Origin of the sequence: Novosphingobium sp. PhB165 (genome assembly GCF_004341845.1) — a bacterium.
Classification (GTDB): domain Bacteria; phylum Pseudomonadota; class Alphaproteobacteria; order Sphingomonadales; family Sphingomonadaceae; genus Novosphingobium.
In genome coordinates, this window is sequence record NZ_SLVB01000005.1 from 356,395 (window position 1) to 372,868 (window position 16,474).

13 protein-coding genes are annotated in these 16,474 nt (G+C 65.7%); 6 read left to right on the forward strand and 7 right to left on the reverse strand.

The annotated features are described in order from the left end of the window. The first annotated feature begins 513 nt into the window (after positions 1–513). Positions 514–1,530, forward strand: coding sequence for a hypothetical protein (locus tag EDF56_RS16120; RefSeq protein ID WP_132389206.1), 1,017 nt, complete (start codon positions 514–516; stop codon positions 1,528–1,530). A 2-nt stretch (positions 1,531–1,532) separates the two neighbouring features. Here EDF56_RS16120 and EDF56_RS16125 read toward each other — a convergent pair whose 3' ends face one another. Then, positions 1,533–2,633 carry an acyltransferase gene (locus EDF56_RS16125; RefSeq protein WP_165912217.1) on the reverse strand — a complete coding sequence of 367 codons (1,101 nt, stop codon included), beginning with the start codon at positions 2,631–2,633 and terminating at the stop codon, positions 1,533–1,535. A gap of 82 nt (positions 2,634–2,715) precedes the next feature. Here EDF56_RS16125 and EDF56_RS16130 point away from each other — a divergent pair, with 82 nt between their 5' ends. Then, a complete protein-coding gene (locus EDF56_RS16130; RefSeq protein WP_132389210.1) occupies positions 2,716–4,059 on the forward strand; it encodes an O-antigen ligase family protein in 1,344 nt (447 codons plus the stop codon). Here EDF56_RS16130 and EDF56_RS16135 read toward each other — a convergent pair. After that, positions 4,014–5,273, reverse strand: coding sequence for an outer membrane beta-barrel protein (locus EDF56_RS16135; RefSeq protein ID WP_132389212.1), 1,260 nt, complete (start codon positions 5,271–5,273; stop codon positions 4,014–4,016). The two genes, EDF56_RS16130 and EDF56_RS16135, sit on opposite strands and share 46 nt — an antisense overlap. 403 nt (positions 5,274–5,676) lie before the next feature. Here EDF56_RS16135 and EDF56_RS16140 point away from each other — a divergent pair, with 403 nt between their 5' ends. The 3 genes from EDF56_RS16140 to EDF56_RS16150 all read left to right on the forward strand — a co-directional run bounded on the left by EDF56_RS16140 (position 5,677) and on the right by EDF56_RS16150 (position 9,048). Next, positions 5,677–6,090 (forward strand): Rap1a/Tai family immunity protein, encoded by a 414-nt coding sequence (locus EDF56_RS16140; RefSeq protein WP_132389214.1) that lies wholly within the window; start codon positions 5,677–5,679, stop codon positions 6,088–6,090. Continuing rightward, positions 6,063–7,124 (forward strand): cell wall hydrolase, encoded by a 1,062-nt coding sequence (locus EDF56_RS16145; protein WP_243652636.1) that lies wholly within the window; start codon positions 6,063–6,065, stop codon positions 7,122–7,124. Before EDF56_RS16140 ends, EDF56_RS16145 begins: the two co-directional genes overlap by 28 nt. A 211-nt stretch (positions 7,125–7,335) precedes the next feature. Then, positions 7,336–9,048 carry a TolC family protein gene (locus tag EDF56_RS16150; RefSeq protein WP_132389216.1) on the forward strand — a complete coding sequence of 571 codons (1,713 nt, stop codon included), beginning with the start codon at positions 7,336–7,338 and terminating at the stop codon, positions 9,046–9,048. 6 nt (positions 9,049–9,054) lie between these two features. Here the strand turns inward: EDF56_RS16150 and EDF56_RS16155 are convergent, their stop codons facing one another. Both EDF56_RS16155 and EDF56_RS16160 read right to left on the reverse strand, forming a co-directional pair. After that, on the reverse strand, positions 9,055–10,068 hold the full coding sequence (locus EDF56_RS16155; protein ID WP_132389218.1) for a glycosyltransferase family 2 protein: 1,014 nt from the start codon (positions 10,066–10,068) through the stop codon (positions 9,055–9,057). Then, complete coding sequence (locus EDF56_RS16160; protein WP_165912218.1) at positions 10,065–11,258, reverse strand: glycosyltransferase family 4 protein; 1,194 nt, start codon at positions 11,256–11,258, stop codon at positions 10,065–10,067. Before EDF56_RS16160 ends, EDF56_RS16155 begins: the two co-directional genes overlap by 4 nt. 272 nt (positions 11,259–11,530) lie before the next feature. Here EDF56_RS16160 and EDF56_RS16165 point away from each other — a divergent pair, with 272 nt between their 5' ends. Beyond that, positions 11,531–12,847 (forward strand): glycosyltransferase family 4 protein, encoded by a 1,317-nt coding sequence (locus tag EDF56_RS16165; RefSeq protein WP_132389222.1) that lies wholly within the window; start codon positions 11,531–11,533, stop codon positions 12,845–12,847. On the opposite strand, the gene EDF56_RS16170 is transcribed toward EDF56_RS16165, so the two are convergent. From EDF56_RS16170 to EDF56_RS16180, 3 genes are all read right to left on the reverse strand, one after another. Continuing rightward, positions 12,760–13,614: a TorF family putative porin gene (locus EDF56_RS16170; RefSeq protein ID WP_132389224.1), complete on the reverse strand. Its 855-nt coding sequence runs from the start codon at positions 13,612–13,614 to the stop codon at positions 12,760–12,762. The genes EDF56_RS16165 and EDF56_RS16170 overlap by 88 nt on opposite strands. A 270-nt stretch (positions 13,615–13,884) precedes the next feature. Further along, positions 13,885–15,414 (reverse strand): SulP family inorganic anion transporter, encoded by a 1,530-nt coding sequence (locus EDF56_RS16175; RefSeq protein ID WP_132389226.1) that lies wholly within the window; start codon positions 15,412–15,414, stop codon positions 13,885–13,887. After that, on the reverse strand, positions 15,411–16,100 hold the full coding sequence (locus EDF56_RS16180) for a carbonic anhydrase (RefSeq protein ID WP_132389228.1): 690 nt from the start codon (positions 16,098–16,100) through the stop codon (positions 15,411–15,413). Before EDF56_RS16180 ends, EDF56_RS16175 begins: the two co-directional genes overlap by 4 nt. Between the last annotated feature and the right edge of the window lie 374 nt (positions 16,101–16,474).

Here is a 16,474-nt window from a genome sequence, read left to right on the forward strand (position 1 = left end):
GAAAATAGCGAGGCCGCTTAATTGAACTCGCAATCGACTTGGTTTCTGCCTCGGTAACAATTTTAACCTGATGAAAACGATAATAATGTGTTTCTTTATTTATAAGTATTATTTCGATATTATTTCCGTAAGTTATTGTTTTGATTGTTTGTATTTGTGAGCGGTAAAGGCATTCGCGCGCCCGAAAACACATGGCTTGCGCATTTGCGGCACTGTGATGGCCCGAATCCCGATTAGCCGCGCGGCAGCCATGTGGCAGGCTGACGGATCGCGGGAAGAGCTTGGAAACATGGGCTTTCGCAAACGATCCGGCGCAGTCCACCGCGATTGGGGCGAACGGCCGCCGCCCCAAGGCAAGCGCGCGCCGGGCTTATTGTACAAAGGTACCATTTCGGACGCTGTGCATGGGCGAAGGAGGCGGCGGCTGCATTGCGGCGCCCCGTTTTTGCCATAGGCTTCCCCCCGATAATCGCGCTGATTCGTGCGCTTCGAACCGACTTTGAGGGCTTCCCAATGGCGAGACATCCCGTTCCGGCCGAACTTGTTGATCTGGTCCTTCGCCCGGACGTGGATCCCTATGCGTTCGTGGCCATGGACGATTTCAGCACGTCCGGATCAACGACGTGCGCAAGCGACGATCCAAGGATCGTGCACTGCCGGAATGATCTGGTTCCCTATGCTGTGGACTGGAAAAGGCGGCAGCTTCTCTTCACGGCCCACCCGGCAAGGGATTTCGCGCACGGCCATGCCTTTCTCTATCAGGCGCAGCGCGAGCAGGCGAAGCGCGGCGTGCTGCTGTCATTCGATGCGCTTCCCGGCCTGTTTCCGGACTCGGGTGTTCGGCCGACTTTCCTATTCTCGATCGGTCGCTGCGGTTCGACGCTGGCGGCGGATCTGCTGGATGCGGTCGACATGGCAAGCGCGTCCGAGCCCGGCGTTTATGAGCAGTTCGTGGCCGGGCGCCGGATGGCGTGGTTGAACCGAAGCGACCGCGCCATAGTCCTGCGGGCGACGACCCGGGCACTGTCGGGCTTCCTGGGCGAACCCTTGGTGGTGAAGCTGCGCTCGCAATGTACGCTGGCGGCGCAGGAGATTGCCCGTGCCACGCAGGGCCGCTGCGTGATGATCCTGCGCGCGCTGGAACCGTGGGCGATGTCGACCTATCGCGCCTTTGGCAAATGGCCGGACAACCGGCCCGATGAACTGGCATGGCGCTATGCAAAGGCCATCAAGGTCTTCCACGCGCTGGCACGGGAGGGGCATCGGCCGGAACTGGTGTGGTACGAGGATATGCTGCGCGATCTCTCGGTGCTTCTGCGGGCGGTGGCTGCCGGGCAGGACCTGTCCGAGGCGCAGAAGCAGGCGCTGGCGGCGACATATGGTCGCGATTCGCAGGAAGGGCTGAGCATCGGCCGGGCAGGCTCGCGCTCGACAATGTGCACGGATATCCTGAGCGAGTTCAGGCACCAGTGGGAAAGGCTGGCACCTTCCCGGTTGCTGGAGCGCTACGGGATCGCCGACCGGGTCTAGCCTCAGGAAAGATCGGGCGGCAGCGCGGCCCGCCGCCTGAGCGGGAAAGACCAGGGCGCGGATAACGCGGCGACCCGATCCAGTCCGGACCGGAACGCACGTCGCAGGGGCGGGCTTGCCCCGCGCTGGAGCAAGGTGGCCAGTGCGAACATGGCGAGCGCGCTCAGCACCATGCAGGCTACGTCGGGCAGGGCGGTCAGCGTCTTGAGCCGGGCGATCAGGCTGAGCCCTGCCACCTGATGCACAAGATAAAGCTCATAGGAAATCCCGCCGAGAAACCCGAACGGCGGCAGCCTGAGCCGGGGATTGAAGCGTGCCAGCAGGAAGATTGCCACCGCCCCCAGCGCCAGCAGCCCCAGCGAGACGTAAGAGACCGCGCCATCATAGGCGATGGTATCGAAGCTCATCACGCAGGCGAAAATGCCGCTCGCGCCCAGCGCCGACGCCGGTCCCGGCTCACGCGCATTCATCGCGTACCAAGCCGACATCCCGATCAGGAAAAAGCCGAGGTAGTGGGAGATCAGCAGTTTGTCCCCCACCCCCGGAATGACCTCAAACACCAGCGGACCCGCTACGCCTAGCGCCGCCAGCAAGACCCAGAAGCGCTCCTTCGCGGCGATGTAGCCGGCGAAGACGAAGGCATAGAACTTGGCCTCCACGGTCAGCGTCCAGAACGCACCATCCGTGTAATGCGCACCTAGCTCGGTCGGGACGAGTAACAGCGTCGTCAGCAGGTCCATGGGCGTGGAATGGAGTTGCCATGGGCCGAACAGGCGCGGGATCGCGCAGGCGCCGATCGCGGCGATCAGGAAGGCCGGATAGATGCGCAGGAACCGGCTCATGGCGAACCGGAACGCGGACCCGGCGCGCAGCACGCTCAAGGTGATGACGTAGCCGGAGATCATGAAAAACATGTGCACCCCGAAACCGCCGATGGCCCAATGGCGCGAGTAGGCGGCGTCGTAATGCAGGATGTCGTAGGGGAAATCGGGCGGGGCCCAGCGGATCGTGTAGTGGAACGCCATGACGCCCAGCACGAGCACCGCGCGCATCAGGTCGATGCCGTGATTCCGGCTGCTGTCATTGGCTCCGTTACGGTCCATTCCGAATCCCTGGCTCACTATCGGTGCTGTACGAGGTGGAGCAGCGCCGCATTGGTGGCGCAGCCCATTCACCCGGACGACCATGAGCGCACTTCATCGCCCCGATCCCCGCACAGAGGTTAGCCGCGAAGACGCCGCGACCGCCAAGGCCATATCCTCCATTCTGGCGGCACTTATCCTCTTCGTGCACCTTGGCAGTGCGCTGGGGCAGATGGTTCCGGAGGTGACGCTCGGCGCGTCGCTGACCATCCTCATGCTGCTTCGCAATCGCGTGGATGGCCGTGCTCTGCGTGGCGGCTGGTTGCTGGCATTTCCGGCACTCGCGCTTGCGTCCACCTTGTGGTCGGACATGCCCGGCATGACGTTCTACTACGCGTCCCAGCTTACCATATCGCTGCTGGGCGCAGTGGCGGTCTGGCTGGCAGGAGATACGCGCGCATTTGTCCGGCAGCTTTTCGCGGCCTCGCTGGCGATCTGTCTGGTGTCCATCGCCGGAGGGCAGACCGGCCCTTCGGCAACGGGCCCCGTGCTGGTGGGGATCACCGGCAGCAAGAACGCGATGGCGGCGGCGGGGCAATGCGTGCTGTTCTGCGGCGTGGCGCTGGCTCTCGATGCCCGCCAGCCGGTGGGCTGGAGACTGGCCGGGGCCGCCGCCTTGCCGCTGGGCGGATGGATCGTGGCGATCACGCAGGCCGCGACGATCAAGATCCTGACGCTGGCGGCGCCTCTGCTCTGCATCGCGATCCGAATGTTGAGCGGATGCCCGGTGAAAATCCGGCCGTTTCTGGCGGCCAGTCTGCTGTTCGCCACGCTGGCAGGCGCCTCGGTCGCCGGGAAAGTGGCGGAGACGGCGGAGGACTACACGCTCCAGAGCTTCAACAAGGACAAGGGGCTCACCGGCCGGACATATCTCTGGACGATCGCGCAGGGGAAGATCGCGGAGCGGCCATGGCAGGGGTACGGATACAAGGCCTTCTGGATGAGTGAGACAGCGGATTCGATCGGACTGCTGCGCTCCCAGCGCATTGCCGACGCGCGCACCTTCAGCCTTCACCAGACCTATCTGGAAGCCTGGCTGGACCCTTGGCGCAATGGGTCTGGCGATTGTGATCGGCATGCTGGGGACGGGGCTGGCAGCGGCGCTCTACCGCGCAGTGCGCTTGTGCGATGTGCCCAACATGTTTGTGGCGGGCTCACTGTTCAGTCTGGTCGTGCGCTCGTTTGGCGAGACGTTTTTCCAGCCTTTCTACGCCTATGGCACGATCGTCGTGGTGCTGATTGCCTTCGCGCTCTTCGGTACGAGCGAGGCGGTAGCACTGCCGCATCGCGAAGATCGCCGTTGGCGCCGCGCCTATCGGCAGGAGGCGGCGTAAGGCGCTGTCAGAACGTCAGCAGCGTTCCGAAGCTGACCCGGTTCTCGCGATAGGTGTGATCCGGAGAATCGGAGCTGCGGTCTGCAAAACGGTATTGCAGACGGAATGAGACGCGCCTGCTCAAAAGGAGCCGGGCCCCGGCCTCGGCCTGAATTTCGCGGTTGGATGGCGAGGGGCCGAGTGGCGCGATAGTCATATGCCGCGCCCCGGCCGAGAGGATCAGATTGCGGCGATATTCGTGATCCACCCCCAGGCCGAACTCGGTGACGCGGTTGCCCGCAATCGTGGTCGAGGCGGCTTCGTCCACGCGCTTGTCGGCGCTGAAGCGCAGCGAGGTGAGCGGGGTGACATTCCACAACAAGTCGGCCGCAAACGAGGGCCCCGAAGTGTTGCGCAACTGCGAAGACACGTAAGTCCGCCGCAAGTACCCGACGCGCGCCTCTCCGATCAGCAGGCTGGTCAATTCGAAACGCAGGCCGCCCTCCACGCGCAAGCCGTGCGAATCGCGGTCGATCGGGGAGGGTTGGCGTGGGTCATTGGCAGGGAGGGTGTAATCGATGCGATCGAACACGGCCCGCGCAATCGCGCGAATGCCGGGCCGGAACTCGTAGCCGATCAGAACATTGCCGGAGACACCGTTATTGTCGCGGTAGCGCTGCGAGAGGGTCGCGCCGTCGGTCATCGGCACATCGGCGAAGCGCCGCGCCGAAACCGCACCACCCGCACCCAGCGTCACGCGACCCACGGTGCGCTGCGCGGTCAGCGTAAAGCCGTAACCATTGAACCGCGAGGGCTCTGCGGCGCCGACCGGGCTGTTGAAACTGGTGCGCGGTTCGACCTCGCGGTCAGCAGTGGCAGTGGCGGCGATCCATGTATTGGCGGCGATGTCATAACGTCCGTCGAACCGCGCGCCGTAGCGCGAGGCATTCTCGGACGTCTCGCGGGCGTGAAAGGAGCGGTCGTAATGCGCCGCAAGGTCGAAGGCGTGGCGCGAAAAGGCGGATTGCAACGAGACTTTGGCCGAGACCCCGGCGTCGATGTCGGAGCGGCGGTGATCGGGCGTGGCAAGCACGTTGTCGGTCGCCTCGGCGGCAAGGCCGAATTCCGGGTAGACGAAGAAAGAGCCGATCCGCCCGCCGATGGGCGCATATTCGGGACGAGGCCGGTCTGAGACGCCGGTGCCTTCCGCCACGGCAACGGTTTGCGCGAATGCCGGGGATGCGGGCACCAGAAGCGCGAAGATACCCAGCCAGCGCCGTTGCGTCATCAGTCGTTCCGATCACCATCAGGCCGCACGGGCCGCCCACGGTCCGCGTTCGCCTTCGGCGCTGCGCGGTCCCCCTGCGGCGGTGCATAAGCGCTGGTTCGGCGGGCGGTTACAGTTGAAGGATCGGAAACGCATCTTTCCGTATCCATCCATGGCGAGCTCGCCCGCCAAGCTGCAGGCAATTGATCCAGAACGGATTGAAAACTCTCTGATTTGAACGAGTTATGGAGTTGTCGGGATGTCGTGATCGGCCGATAAGCCGGCGGGTGATGGCGGTGAGCACCTCACTTTAGAGCCATCGGATAGGGGAGTCTGCATTCGACATGGAGACGGGATGTAACCGGAATCCTGGCAGGCGAAGGGGCTCGATCGTGATCGCCGGCAAGGCTTTCGGCGTGACGCCATGATCGGTTCGCGCATCCTGATCGCAGCTTTGACAGGCGCTCTTGCCGGAGCCCTTTGGATTTCACCCGCTATGGCCGATCCGCTCAAAGCAGCGGATGTATCAGCCGGGAACGGTGCCTCCATCGGCTTCATGACCGCAGGCCAACTGGCGGAGCAATGCCGGGAAGGCACGCCGTTTTCGGTCACCTATTGCCTCGCTTTCCTTGCCGGCGTGCACGATTCCATCCGCGCATACGAACAGTGGCTCGACCAGCGCGAGTTTTGCGCCCCGCGCGACGTCAAGCAGCGCGATCTCAGCAACGCATTCATGGCCTTCGTGGCGGCGCATCCCCAATATCGTGACGGGCTGGCGTCCTCGGTGGCGGTGGTAGCGCTGAAGGAGGCATGGCCGTGTACGACGCCGGGCCATTGATTGCCGCGAGCGGGGACGGCTCTTTGCGTGGGGAGCGCCCCCGTGGATCGCGCGTCACCGCTATACTGGCGGTCCTGTCGCTGGCCGCCGCGCTGGTTCTGGCGATGCTTGTCAGGACCGGTTGGACCGAAACACCCGCGGCATCCACTCCGAAACCTGTAGCAAGCACCGTGTCCGCGCCCGTCCAGCGGTTCGATCCCGAGCGTCTGATCGCCGCCGATCCCGCGCAAGTGGAGGCGCTGACGCGGGCTCAGGCTCTGGCCGAGAATGCCGCTCGGCCGATCTCTGCACTGCCGAATCCCGCGGCCCCGGCGTTCGTACTCGTGTCGGACCGCTCGCCCGATTATCCCCGCGCGCTGGCCTGCATGACGGCGGCGATCTATTATGAAGCCGCTTACGAGCCGGTCGACGGCCAGCGCGCTGTGGCGCAAGTGGTGCTCAATCGGCTTCGCCACTCGCTCTATCCTCATTCGGTCTGCGGCGTGGTATTTCAGGGCGCGGAACGGTCCAGCGGATGCCAGTTCACATTCACGTGCGACGGCTCGCTGATGCGTGCGCCGGTTCCGGCAGTCTGGGCGCGCGCGCGTGCGGTGGCGGCTCAGGCGCTTTCGGGTTTCGTGTTCGCCGATGTGGGCCTGTCCACGCACTATCACGCCAACTATGTCGTGCCCTATTGGGCCGGCGTGATGGTGAAGACCGCCGTGGTCGGCCAGCAGACATTCTACAGGATGCCCGATGGTTACGGGCGCCCCCCGGCTTTCGTCTCCCGTTACGAGGAACATGAGCCTCAAGTCGCCTTCGGCATGGCGACAACGCTGGCGGACGTGGGCGGTCCGGCTGCCGGGCCGGAAACCGCGCTCGATGCGCGACCTGTCCTCGATAATTCAGGAGCGGCCGTCGCCCAAACCACGCCAGACCCCGGCGGCGCGATGCGAACCGCTGATCTGCGGAAAAGCACACCCCGCTGGATCATGGGCATGGATGGCAATCGTTCTGCGTCTTCCTCAAGCATAGCCTATGAAACGATCAACTGATTGATCGGTTTTGAAGCGAACGTTTCTTGCCGAACCTGCCGGGATGGCTGATGCATCCCACCAGTGGATCGCAAAGAGCGATCTTCATTCGATATTTTCTCCGGATTGAGCGGCCGGGCATGTGCCACGGGTACGGGTAGTTCCCGCCCTCGCGGAGTCATGCCCACGGCTCGCGTCCAGCCGTGTGACTTTCGAGGGGGAAGTGACGATCATGGCCATGAGGTCCATCCTGCTGGCCTGCACGGTTGGGCTGGCGTCGTGCTGGGCGATTACGCCTCTGAGCGCGCAGCCGAACCCCGCGCGCGTCCCTCGCTCGACCGATATCAAGCCCGGCGAGGCGATGCCCGATGCCGTGCGGGAAGCGATGGCCGCTTCCGCCGCCCGGCCGCCGCTTGTGCCCGCCTCGATGGCGGTGGAAGCCGCGACCATCCCGGCACCAACTACAGGCGGCGCTTATCCCGCGCCCACCTTCCGTCCGGATGGCAGGGCGGCTTCTGCGGTGCCCGCACAGATCACGTCGCTCGGCGCGGCGATTGCGCTGGCCTATGCAACGAATCCCCAGCTACTTTCCGCCCGGGCAGAGGCGCGCTCGTCCGACTATGGCTATGCGCAGGCACGCTCGGCGTTCGGTCCGACCTTAACCGCTTCGGCAAACTACGCCTTCACGCGCATCCGTCAGGAAACGGCCAACGGGCCCTTCATCGGCGCGCAGGGCTGGGCCAGCGGCGCCGATCTGGTGCTGTCGCAGCCGATCTGGAATTCGGGGCGGCTCGCGGCAGGGCAGGAGGCGGCTCTCGCCACGTCGCAATATCGCCGCGCGGCGCTGCGCGTCACCGAGGCGCAAGTGATCGGCAACGTCGTTTCCGCTTACGTGTCGGTGCGGCGCGATGCGCAGGCGGTGACGATTGCGCGGGAGAACCTCAAACTTCTCGAACAGCAGCTTGAGGAGAACAACACCCGTTTCGGCGTGCGTGACCTGACCCTGACCGAATTGGACCAGACGCGTACGCGCCTTGAACTCGGACGTGCGCAGCTGCTTCAGGCGGAAGGCCAGTTGGGCTTGTCGCAGAAGCAGTTCCTTCAATACGTCGGCGCGCCGCCGGGCGAACTGACGCCGCCCGACGTTCTGGACATCCGCTTCGCCTCGCTGGAGGACGCCTATGCCTATGCGGAGGTCAACAGCGGCGTAGTGGGCGCGGCGCGCGCGAAAGAGCGGATCTCGCGCGCGCAGGCCGTGGCGGAAAGGGCGGAATATGGGCCCACCGTCGCCGTCGAGGGTTCGTTTGAATATGCCTCGCTATCGCCGTTCAATGACAATCTGCGCTCTACCGAGGTTATCGGACAAGTCGTGGTGCGCCAGACCCTGTTCGACAGCGGCCTGCGCCATGCCCGCACCCGCGCGGCGCAGGAATCGAATCAGGCCGATTGGCGCCTGGTCGATTCCGCCTATCGCGACACGCGCGAGGCAATCGGTTCTTCGTGGGACCAACTGGCGTCGCTGCGCTCGGCTCTGGTGAAATACCAATTGGCGATCACGGCGGCGGAGGGGGCCTATCAGGGCGCGCTGGTCCAGCAGAAGACGGGGGACCTGAACACGCTGGATGTGCTGGACCTCGCGCGCGATCTGCTGACGCTGCGCACCAGCTACAACGCCACGCAGGCCGACGAACTGATCGCGCGCGCCAATCTTCTGGCAGCGGCGGGCTTGCTGGAAGGGCCCAAGTTGGTCGCCGGGATCGATCCCTACGATGCTGACGCGCACTTCGAACGGGTGCACGATGCGGGAGATGTTCCGCTGATCACGCCGATCCTTGCAGGCCTCGATTCCTTCACCAACGGTGACTTGCGAAGGGATCGGGCTCTGCGCGATGCAGCCGCGCAGGCGGCGCTCCCGGCGACCATGCCGATGCCGCCGCAGCCCTGACGGGGGTTATGCCAAGGCCTCGATAGCGCGCGGAGGAAGTCCGGGCCGGGGGCCGATCAGCTTCTGGCCGATGAAGCCGAGCGACCATGCCAGATGCATGACCATCGCGGCCATTCCGGCCCCGGCCATGCAGCGAGAGCGGTTCCGCACTCCCAGCACCAGCCCGTAGCCAAGGCAAAGCGTGGCCCAGCCCAGCGCCGGCAGGGCCAATAGCGAGGCACGTGGCACGATCGGGGCCAGACAGAAACCGACAAGCGCCATCAGCACGAGCGGCGCTATGGCAACCGGAATGGCCTGTCGCAGCTTGATCGGCGCGGCGTGGCGGGCCAGCGTCATCGCGCGGCCTCGGCCATATCCGCGGTATTGACGGAACAGCGCGCCGGGCCTGTCTCGCGGCCAGTACCCCAGCGGTAGCGCGGGTTCGAGCCAGATGCGGCCGCCCGCCGCAGCGAGGCGCAAGTCGAATTCGGCATCCTCGTTGTGCGAGAAGCTTTCGTCATAGCCGCCCACTTGCCGAAACAGCGCAAGGTCGAACAGCGCATGATGGCCGTGATCGACGAACCGGCCGGAAACGATCCGGCGATGCGCGGAGCCGCCGTTGCCCAGCCGCGAATTCTGCGCCGCTGCCGCGCTTTTCTGGAAGCATCCCCGGCCATACGTGACCATGGGCACCACGACCGACGCGGCCCGGTGCCTGCGAGCGGCTTCGACAAGGCCGCCGACATAGCCCGAAGGGTAATCGCAATGCGCATCGACCCGCACCAGCCAATGGTGCCCGGCGGAATGGCGGCGGACGGCAAGGTTGATCCCGGCGCTTTGCAGGCGGGCGGGGTTGTCCAGCAGGATCAGGTTGGCATGGTGCGCGGCGCGGCGAGACACGATCGATCGGCTGGCATCGGTGCTGCCGCCATCGGCGACGACGATGGTGGCATCGCCATTTTCGCGGATCAGCCAGTCGAGCAGGCCGGGCAGGTGCCGTTCCTCGTTCAGGCAGGGCACGACGATCAGGACGCCGTTCATGACAGGCCCAGCACGGTTCGGCCGATGTGGCGCGCGCTCCTGGCATCCATGACGATTGCATCGCGCGGAACACGGCTGGCGGCCGCGCGGATCCGGTTGAAGGATTCCGGCGAGAGCGTACGAAACAGGTCGGGTAACTCGCGTTCCGGCTGCTTGGTAAGCAGGCCGGCGCCGTGCCGGGCGAGCCATTCGCCGGTGGCCACCTGGGGCAGGGCGATGGGCACGGCGCCATGGGCAAGGCCCTCGTAAAGCCGGTTGGGCAGCAGCCACGCGGAGTTCAATCCGTCCTCGAAATAGTCGATGGACCAGGCGAAGTGGACTTGGCGGTAGAGCCCCGCGAGGTCTTCGGGCGCATAGCTTCCGGCGAAACGCAGGCCCGGTACGCCTGCGATCTCTGCCGCGAAGTCGGGGAAGATATCCGGCGAGGGACGCCCGGCAAGGAGCACTTCAACTTTGCCCCGGCTGCTCTCGGCAAGTCCGCGCAGCATCGTCAACGAGCGACGGCAGCGCAGCATCCCGAACCAGCCGATCCGCCATGGCGGATGCGGCGGGGCGGGAGTCGCCGGAGCGGTTATGGGCACGGGGACCGGGGCAAGGTTCTCGACCAGCGCGATCTCGCCTTTCCATCCGCGTAGTTCGCGAAAATAGCGATCTCGGAAGGCGGGCGCGCTGACCACGACAAGGTCCACATCGCGCATGGCCCATGCTTCCACCGCACGGATGAGGCGGGAGGGCAGGCCCTCGCCAAGCAGCAGGCGGTGAATGTCGAGGCACTCGTAAACCAGCCGCTGGCCGGATCGCCGGATCCGCGCGGCGAGCACAAGGGCTTCAAGATTGCGCGCCATCAGCACGTCGGCCTGCGCGGTTGCTTCTCGCAATCGGCGGGGGGCGAGCCACTGGCGCAGGACGCTGCCCGCGCGGGCGAGCAGCGCGCCATCGCGCGTGCGGCCGAGCGACTGGGCGGTCACGCCGCCAACTTCGACAGGGGCAGGCTCGCTTCTGTGGAATCCGGCAAGGGCGATACGGGCACCGGCCGAATGCAGCAGATCGATGCGGCGGCAGACGGCGGCATCGGCAAGATCGTGGACAAGATAAGCCACCGCGACCGGCGCGGCTCCGTCCGGGACGCCGTTCTGCGCCGGTTCGGCGGCCGTTGGGACGCGGGGCGCTTCGAAGGCGGAGTGTTTCATCGTCGTCGGCCTCGGTCGCTTTGGAGGCGTGATGATAGGCGGCGGGAACCGGGCGTTGGGGCGGATTGGATCCGTATCGGCCGGGAATTTGCGATGGGAGCCGAGCGATGCGGGGATGCGTGAGGAGGAATGGCTCATGAAGCCCACGAGAGGGCGACGGGAAAGTCACCGAAATCGATGCATTGCGCAGTGCGCCGCCGCCGATCTTCGCCAAAGTCGGGCATCCGGCCGCCCGTTTCCCATGCGCGGCGGCTTCTAGCGGACTTACCCGAATGCCGGCCAAGCACGTTCTTTTCATCAGTCGCCAGCGCATCGTCGGGGCGACCAACGGCAGTTCGACCTATTTGCTCGATCTGGCCGCAGCGGTACGCCGGGCAGGCATGGTGCCGCATCTGGTCCAGCCCTCTCCAGAGGTGGCGGGGCGCTGGCCGGTGCTGTCGATGCGGCCGGAAATGGCCGTCTTTGCGAGCCATCGTATTCGCGGACTCCTGCGGCTGGGGCGGCATTATCTGGTGCTGGACCCGCGCGTCTATTGTGCCATTGCCATGGCCGGGTTGCGAGGATTGGCGCGCAAGTTGGGCATGCGCGGTGCGTGGGTTCGCGACCGGCCGATGCCTTATGCCGTTGCCGGGCGTTGGAGCGATGCCGATCACGCGTGGCTGCGCATTGCCGCCGCGAAAGTCAGGCCCGATGTGGCCATCGCCGACTACATGTTCTGCACCGAAGGGTTTGCCGATGTCCCCGGCGTGCCAACGGCCATCGTCATGCATGACCTGTTTCACGTGCGGGCAGGGGGGAGCGCGGACTCGGTCGCCCTGGTCGATCGCGACGCCGAAGTGGCGATGCTTGCGCGCGCCGATGCGGTGCTGGCCATTCAGGCGGCCGAGGCGGACTTCCTCGTGCGCGAGGTGCCGGGTGTGGAGGCCATCCTTACGCCGATGGCGGCACAGCCGGTCGCGGCAGCGATACCTGGGGAGGAGGGGCGGCTGCTGTTCGTGGGCAGCAATACCGCACCCAATGTCGTCGGGCTGGAATGGTTCTGCGAAGAGGTCTGGCCGCTCGTGCGGGCGGCGCGGCCGGGCGTCGTACTCGACGTGGCCGGCACGGTGGCGCGCGGGCTTTCAGCGGGCGAGCGGCCTGGAGTGCGCCCGCTCGGGCTGGTCGACGATCTGGCCCCGCTCTACGCCCGCGCTTCGGTGGTGATCTCGCCCTTGACGTTCGGGTCGGGGCTGAAAATCAAGCTAGTCGAAGCGATGGCGAGCGGAAAGGCCGTGGTTGCCACCCCGATCACCGTGGAGGGTGTGGAGGCGATCTGCTCGGGCGCTGTGCGCGTCGCCGCAGAGGCCGGGCATTTCGCGGACGCCATCATCGCTCTCGATGCCGACCGCGAGGCGCGCCGCGCGCTGGGGGAGGCGGCGCGGTGCGCGGTCGCAGAGCATTTCGGCGCCGAGCGCTGCCATGCCGGTTTCGCGGCATGGCTGGCCCGGTGCGGACCTCCGGCTCAGAACGCCGCAGTGGCGGAGAACAACACGGTCGACCCGGCGATCGAGGAGCCGTTCTTGGTCGAGGAGAAGTTGGGAAGCAGATAGGCGCTTTCCGACTTCGAGATGTTGGTATCGACATAGGCGACACCTAACGTGACCGGGCCGAACACCGCGTCCGCGCCGATCAGCCAGTCCAGATATTCGCCGGTGGGCGCCACGCTCGTGCCGTTGGGGCCGAGGCCGGAATTGCCGTTCGAATAGCCGAGGTGGGCCTTCACCGTCAGCGGCGTGCCCGGTATCCCGGCGCCGGCGTCCGCCCACATGTAGAAGTTGTCCGACTTGGCGCCGGGGCGGCCGATGCCGTCTGCATAGTCCGCCCCGCTGGCGTAGACTTTGCCCAGCGCCTGCTGCTTCGGCGCATAGGCCACGCCGACCAGCACGGTGGCCGGGCCGAGATCGCCCGAGAGCTTCACGTAAGGTTCGGCAAAGTCGGTATCGCTGGCGCCGCCCGGATACATGTACCAGGTGAGGCCGACGTCCAGCTTCACGCCGCTCATGACTTCGGTGGAGTAGCCGCCGATTAGGTCCAGCTCCATGTTGGAGCCGCCGAAAGTGCCCCAGCCGGAGAGGTTCGAACCCCAGGTGCCGACGTAGAACCCGCTGCGATGGGTGACGGTGGCGCCGGCCTGAACGGCCATTTCCTTGTCGGTCTGCGAGACGCCGCGAAAGCGGTAATCGGTGACGAGCGCGGCGCTTCCCGAAACGGTGATCGCGCCGGGTGCTTCCTCCTGCGCCATGGCCGGAGCAGCACACATCGCGGCGGCCAACAGCGAAGCGGGGCCCAGCAGGCCCTTGGCAAGACGGTAATTCATGATCGGAACGCCCTCATGTTTCGATTGATTATTCGCGTTCCTGCCTGCGTCCGGCAGCCGGCCGCCGCATGCGTGGCGGGGCCGTTTCGTGCCGGAACTCTCTGCTTACCGGCCGGCCTTGTCCGCTCGCTTGCCGCTGCGTGACAAAGTGTTTCCCAGAAAACCTGACGAGGGCGCCGGACAAAGAAAAGACCGGGCGGCCCGAATGGGAAAGGCCGCCCGGCAAGGGAAGGCGGTGCGTGAGGAGCCCGCCGTCTATATGTTGTCCGTTCAGGCCATTTGCGGCAGCGGACGCAGGATCGCCTCGGGGCCGGTGACCCTATCGGTCTGGCCGCTCTGGCGACGGCGGCCGAGCCATTCGCGGATGGTTTCCGCCGTCGTGTGGTCCATCACCTTGACCTGATGCAGGTCGAGGTGGACCGGCTTGTGGTCGGGCTGCTTCTCCAGCACCGCGTTCAGGCGGGTAAGGCCCAGGAACGTCGCGCCGCCGCCCAGTTCGAGGCGCGTATGCTCGTCGTTGTCATGCTCCTGCACCTTGAGGCGCAGGTTCTTCGCATGGGGCAGCAGTTCGACCATGGTCAGCGCCAGACCCACCAGCACGCCGGTCAGCAGGTCGGTGGTCACCACCAGCACGAACGTCACCGCCCAGATCACCGCCGGGAATGCGCCATAGGCATGGAACAGGTGCCGCACATGGCTGAGGTTCACCAGCTTCCACCCGGTCACCACCAGCACGCCGCCCAGCGCCGCCATCGGTACTTCACGCAGCAACCAGGGCAGCAGCGCGATAAAGGCCAGGATCCAGACGCCGTGCAGGATCGTCGAGAGACGGGTCTTGGCGCCGGCCTGCACGTTGGCGGAGCTGCGCACGATCACGCCGGTCATCGGCAGGGCGCCGAACACGCCGCAGAGCAAGTTACCGATACCCTGCGCGCGCAGTTCCTTGTCGTAATGGGTGCGCACGCCGTCATGCATGCGGTCCACAGCGGCGGCCGAAAGCAGCGTTTCAGCACTGGCGATGAAGGCGATAGCCAGCGCGGCGACGATCAGCGCCGGCTGGGCGAGCGGGGCGAACCAGCCCGTGCTGGTCGGCAGCGCGAAAGCGGCGCCGATCGATTCGGGCACGGCAATACGCGCCACGTCGAGGCCCATCGTCCATGCGACCAGCGTGGCCGCCATTACGCCCAGCAGCGCGCCGGGGACGAGGCCGAGGTTCTTCGGGCGCAGCTTCTCCCAGCCGACCATCACCGCCATCGTCAGCACGCCCAGCATCACCGCCATTTCGGTGGAGGCCATGTTGCCGGGATCGAGCCCGAGGATGCGCGCGGGCATCATCGCGATGTTTTGCAGCCCGCTGGACATCGGTTTCTGGTCGAACAGGATGTGGAACTGACCGATCACGATCAGTGCACCGATACCCGCCAGCATGCCGTGGACCACCGCCGGGCTGATCGCGCGGAACAGGCCGCCAAGGCGCAAGGCCCCGGCAATAAGCTGGAACACGCCCGCCAGCAGCAACACCGGGCCGAGCGCCTCAAGCCCATGCTCGCGCACGAATTCGAAGACGATCACGGCAAGACCTGCCGCCGGGCCGCTCACCTGAAGCGGCGATCCCGCCAGCAGGCCCACGACCAGACCGCCGATAATGCCGGTGACGAGGCCTTTTTCGGGCGGCACGCCGGAGGCGATGGCGATGCCCATGCAGAGCGGCATCGCCACCAGGAACACCACGATCGAGGCCGTGAAGTCCCGAGCGAAGTGGGCGAAAGGCCCACTCCGGGTTTCGGTGACGGTCGTCATTCGGCGGCCTCTGCATATTCGGTGGCGATGCGCGTCCGGGCATGGAGCGCGACCGGCAGCGGCGCATTTTCGCGCAGCGGCTCGAACTGGCCGGTATCGCCGTCGAGGCCGAGGACCTGACCGGCGTGGATGTCCACGAACCAGCCATGCAGCGTCATCTCGCCGCGCGCGATCTTGGCGGCGACGGCGGGGTGCGTGCGCAAGTGGGCGATCTGGGCGATGATGTTCTCAAGGCTGATCGCGCGCACGCGCTCCTTGCCCTCAAGCTCGCCGTGGCAGGTGGTGACGATGTGCTCGGCGGCGGCGCCGTGCTTCAGCCATGCCGCGACATTGGGCATCGTTTCCAGACCGGCGGGATTGCTGAGCGCCTTCATCGCGCCGCAATCCGAATGGCCGCAGACGATGATGTCCCGCACGCCGAGCGCGGCGACGGCATATTCGACCGTCGAGGTGACGCCGCCGTTCAGCGTCGAATAGGGCGGCACAATGTTGCCGGCGTTGCGGCATACGAACAGGTCGCCGGGTTGGGCCTGCATAATCTGCTCGGGCACGATTCGCGAATCGGCGCAGGAGATCATCAGCGCCTTGGGCTCCTGCCCCTCGCTCGTCAGTTTGCCGAACAGCTCGCTGCTGGCGGGGAAAATGGTCTTCTCGAAATGGAAGACGCGTCCGATCAGCTCGTTCACTTTCGTAACCTTTCCAAACAGGTCGCCCCGCGCACGTCAGGGGTGGGGAACGTACGGCGCGGGGCTTGTTGGTAAGGTATGGCCCCTCGTTTTCGGCCGTCGTGCGGGTTTGTCAGGAAATGTTGCTGCGGTGCAGCAGGGGGTGGGTTGGTCGTGTTTGGAGGGTTGGTGGGCTTGGTGTGTTGGACGGGGAGTTCGGTGAGTTTGGTGAGTTCAAGCCTAACCTGAACCCATCGAACTTAAACCTCGTCGTCCCCGCGAAGGCGGGGACCCCGCTTTTCTTGGCGAGCGTAGCGAAAAGGCAGCGGGGCCCCCGCCTTCGCGGGTGCGACGGGGTTTTTGGGGCTCTCGTCTGGGCTCTCAACCGCTTGACC

Coding starts and splice junctions, on each gene's coding strand:
- EDF56_RS16130 (WP_132389210.1), top strand. CDS start 2,716: ATGAGCGCACTTCATCGCCCCGATCCCCGCACAGAGGTTAGCCGCGAA.
- EDF56_RS16140 (WP_132389214.1), top strand. CDS start 5,677: ATGATCGGTTCGCGCATCCTGATCGCAGCTTTGACAGGCGCTCTTGCC.
- EDF56_RS16125 (WP_165912217.1), bottom strand. CDS start 2,633: ATGGACCGTAACGGAGCCAATGACAGCAGCCGGAATCACGGCATCGAC.
- EDF56_RS16170 (WP_132389224.1), bottom strand. CDS start 13,614: ATGAATTACCGTCTTGCCAAGGGCCTGCTGGGCCCCGCTTCGCTGTTG.
- EDF56_RS16155 (WP_132389218.1), bottom strand. CDS start 10,068: ATGAACGGCGTCCTGATCGTCGTGCCCTGCCTGAACGAGGAACGGCAC.
- EDF56_RS16175 (WP_132389226.1), bottom strand. CDS start 15,414: ATGACGACCGTCACCGAAACCCGGAGTGGGCCTTTCGCCCACTTCGCT.
- EDF56_RS16135 (WP_132389212.1), bottom strand. CDS start 5,273: ATGACGCAACGGCGCTGGCTGGGTATCTTCGCGCTTCTGGTGCCCGCA.
- EDF56_RS16165 (WP_132389222.1), top strand. CDS start 11,531: ATGCCGGCCAAGCACGTTCTTTTCATCAGTCGCCAGCGCATCGTCGGG.
- EDF56_RS16145 (WP_243652636.1), top strand. CDS start 6,063: ATGGCCGTGTACGACGCCGGGCCATTGATTGCCGCGAGCGGGGACGGC.
- EDF56_RS16150 (WP_132389216.1), top strand. CDS start 7,336: ATGGCCATGAGGTCCATCCTGCTGGCCTGCACGGTTGGGCTGGCGTCG.
- EDF56_RS16160 (WP_165912218.1), bottom strand. CDS start 11,258: ATGAAACACTCCGCCTTCGAAGCGCCCCGCGTCCCAACGGCCGCCGAA.
- EDF56_RS16120 (WP_132389206.1), top strand. CDS start 514: ATGGCGAGACATCCCGTTCCGGCCGAACTTGTTGATCTGGTCCTTCGC.